Below are 3,992 nucleotides of genomic sequence, written 5' to 3' on the forward strand. Positions count from 1 at the left end.
CTTGCGGCCTTTCAGCATTTCCGTGCTGACCGACGACCCGTCATCAAGAGTAATTTCAAAATCAGGCAGTCTGTCTCCCGCTTGCAACGACCACACAGGCTCGACTTCATCATTGATACACCCCGGTGCCGTCACCATAATCAGCAATATTGACAGTATTTCAATTATTCGTTTCATATATTCATAACGTGATTTAACACTCTATAGTGAATACTCAAAAGAATAAAATTCTCTGCCGAAGTGTCGGAAGCCGTCTAAAAATACCCACGGGATCACCCCGTGGGTATTCATTCTCGACAACTGCCTGCAGGTCATTACTCTTACTCAATCAATTGGGGGCAGCGTCGAGTCCACATACATCGTTGTCATTGTTTTTATCTGAAGCTATTGAACATGTCCCGCATTTCTCCTGCTGCGGCTCCGCTGGCTTTACAAGCCGTAGAAGAACTATCGTTGCAATCGGATGGAGAAAACCCATACAGTAGAATAGATATTCTCCCATTGTCGCCATCAGCGAACCGACCACAAGATTGAAACATGCCGCTCCTACAGCACCGGCGCCGCACGCGATACCGGCAACCGTGGCAACATTCTTCACCGGAAATGTCTCGGCGATAACGACTCCGATGTTATAAAGCCACACAAGACACATAAACGCCACTATGGCAAACACCGCCGTTATAAGTCCTAAACGCAAGGTAAAAGAAACTGAATGCCAGTGGCTGAGAAGCGGAACGAGTGCGATTACTGGTGCCACACATGCAGATAGACTCATCACTGCCTTGCGCGATTTCAAAGCGTTCCACCCCCTTGCCACAAGCTTGTCGGAATACGCCGAGGCAAGAACTCCGCAGGTTGCACCTACAAGGAAAGGAATACCTCCTATATATTGTATCATATCGAGGGTCTCCTGAACACCAAGTCCCTGCTCAACACCTAAGTCACGGAGGAAACCGGGCAACCAGAAATTGATGAAATACCATACCGGGTCACTGACAAGTCTTATGAGAAGCACACCCCACAATGCACTTGTGCCGAAAAGAGCCCCCACTGAGAATGAACGGGTATCCCTGAGTGTCATCCCTTTTGGCTCACCGAGCGTGATTGAAAGAAACTCCGGGCGCGGACGACGATACACTATCCACCATATCCCCGCAATTATCAGTCCGGCTACACCCGCTATGATAAATACATCCTGCCATGGAAAATACCTCACCATCCAGGCAACGGCAAGTGGTGCGCACATAGTGCCTATCGATCCTCCTGCCTGACATATGGAGTTGGCTGTGGCGCGGGTCCTTTTCTCAAACCATAATGTAACAGCTACAAGCTGACCCGTGAAAATAGTAGGCTCAGCCAGTCCTAAAATCCCTCGGCAAACGGCAAACTGATACACATCCTGTGATAGACCGCCACCAATACACGCCAGTGACCACGCGGCTATACCACCGAACATAACTGGCTTCGGACCGAACTTGTCGACAAGGATACCCGACACCGGATACATAACCGCATAACATATCAGGAATACGTTGAGAATCCATGCGAATTCAATATCTCCGATGTTGAAATGTCCGAGGATTTCCGGTTTCAGTATAGAAAGAAGCTGGCGGTCAAGATAATTGCAGACAATGGCAATCACCATTGTTCCGACAATCACCCACCTGTGGATGTAAGGATTTTTATACATATTGTTCAAGTATTATGTTTCAGGTCAACGTTTTACATCAGCGCATCACAAAAGATGCCATCGGTCACGCCACAAATTTACCCAAAACGGACCACTCTCCAAACCAATATATTTCAATCTGTGATAATTCCAACACTACAATAATATCAGCATTATCTTACAACTCAAACAATTGACCATAGCCATTAACATAACACAGTACCTGAAAAACCCTGAAAAACTTTTGTTCCTGACAGCTGTTTCACACGCGCTCCAACAAATTCTTCTTCTGCGTTCTTCTTCACTGTTTTAACCACACAGCACACTGCCTGGTTATCACACATATGGCATATAAAATATTCATTACCAACACATCCGGCTTAAATTACTCCAATCAGAGTATTAATTTGTTCAATCTTTTGCACATTACAAAACACTCACATCAGTCCTTTCGATACTGATTTTTGCTAATTTTGCCTTATGAAAAGTATAATTGCATTACTGGCATTACTCTTGTGCGGCACACCTTATATAAGCGCACAGAGCAGATATGAATCTCGGCTGCCGTTCAAGCAAAAGAACGGATACACTGTCGGCGGTATAGTGGAGTGCGATGGCAAACCGCTGAAAAATGTATCCGTATCTGACGGTTATGAGATTACAGCCACTGACTCCAAAGGAGCATACCATCTTAAATCCGACAAACGGAACAGACAGATATTCATTATCACACCCTCCGGTTATGAACCGACACGCACTGATGCCGTACCTGACTTTTGGGCGGATCTCACAGATGCTTCCGACACATTCGAACGGCATGACTTCCGACTTGTCAAAACCGGGAACAAAGACTTCGGACTAATAGTAACGACAGACATGCACTTCCACGGCAAACGCAATGATGAGAAGACTTTCCGGAGTTACATGCAGGCAATCAACCGCGAATTCGAATCACTGCGATGCGAAGGCATGCCGGTCTACTCAATCGGACTCGGAGACATCAGCTATGACCAGCACTGGTATGAGACAGGTGTTGACATAGAACGCACCCGACAGATTCTGAATGAAAACGGTTGGCAGATGCCTTTTTACAATATAATGGGCAATCACGACAGTGACGGGGCTGTTTGCGCCAGAGATTCAACAGATTTCTTATCGGCTGTAAGATATATGAAGACATACGGTCCGAGATATTATTCCATGAACATAGGAAACGTTCATTTCGTGATGCTCGACAATATCGTATACCATAACACCCCCTCATCCTCTTCAGGCCACGAAGGAATCAAAGGCAAACGTGACTACAAGGCTGTTTTTACACCGGACCAACTCGACTGGCTTGAAAAAGATTTGAAGACAGTCAATAAAAAGTCTCCACTTGTAATATGTATGCATAGCCCCATACATTCCTATAAGAATGCCTCGCTTGAAATAACCTATGGCACAGACCGCGAAACATCTCAAATACTCGAAAAAATTGTCGCGCCTTTTGAGAAGGTACATATTCTTTCGGGTCATACACACAAAAACGGACTTACTCGCGTTAAAAATGGCAATCACGAACTTATATGCCACAATCTAATAAGCACATGCGGAAGCATCTGGTGGAACAGTTCATTCGGTCAACCCAACCTCGGACATGACGGCAACCCTGTCGGATTTGATGTATACCGCTTTTCCGGCGACAGCGTAAACTGGAGATTTGTCACTTATGATAACAATCCCGCCGATCAATTCAAAGTCTGGGACAGCAATAGTCTGAAAAGGCATTTTGCCACCGATTCGGAAGCCTTGACATTGCAGCGGCATTTCCCAAAATGGGGAAACTACAGCCATCTGCCTGAAAACTCCCTATTGGTTCAGGTCTGGGCATGGGATCCGGAAGGGAAACTTACTGCAATGCAAAATGGCGTGGAACTGCCTGTAAAATGCGTATATGAAATTCACCCGGACTATTACAGCCAGACGGCAATAACCAAAGCTGTCTGGAACGGGGACTACAAAAAAGCGTTGTCAAAACCAAAGCGTGTGCGCATGTTCCTTATAACGGCTGCTGACTCCACATCTCCGGTCGAGATTTCCTGGAAAGACCCTTTCGGCAACCTTGACAAGCGGAACTTCTTCCGCGACTGATCCAACCCATGATTCAGAAACTAAATTTAAACAGTTTCTAAAGAATCATCCCCATATACCACTACTGCTGCGAACCCGTCACAACCGGTTCGCAGTTCATTTTTTAAATAAAAAAGAATTATTTTTTCTTAAAAAAAGTTGAGCTATAGCCAAATATCCGATTATTATATTTATTATATATACAATATTT

General features: G+C 45.2%; 2 protein-coding genes. One reads left to right on the forward strand and one right to left on the reverse strand.

Annotation, left to right across the window (positions count from 1 at the left end; genetic code table 11):
* Positions 1–328: 328 nt before the first annotated feature.
* On the reverse strand, positions 329–1,690 hold the full coding sequence (locus JX312_RS10080) for an MFS transporter (RefSeq protein WP_204457900.1): 1,362 nt from the start codon (positions 1,688–1,690) through the stop codon (positions 329–331).
* A 459-nt stretch (positions 1,691–2,149) separates the two neighbouring features.
* Between JX312_RS10080 and JX312_RS10085 the strand changes: the two genes are divergently transcribed.
* The gene (locus tag JX312_RS10085) at positions 2,150–3,802 is read left to right on the forward strand and encodes a metallophosphoesterase N-terminal domain-containing protein (RefSeq protein WP_204457901.1); all 1,653 of its coding nucleotides are present in this window, start codon (positions 2,150–2,152) and stop codon (positions 3,800–3,802) included.
* Positions 3,803–3,992: the final 190 nt, after the last annotated feature.

Origin of the sequence: Barnesiella sp. CU968 (assembly GCF_905219685.1) — a bacterium.
Lineage (GTDB): Bacteria > Bacteroidota > Bacteroidia > Bacteroidales > Muribaculaceae > Lepagella > Lepagella muris_A.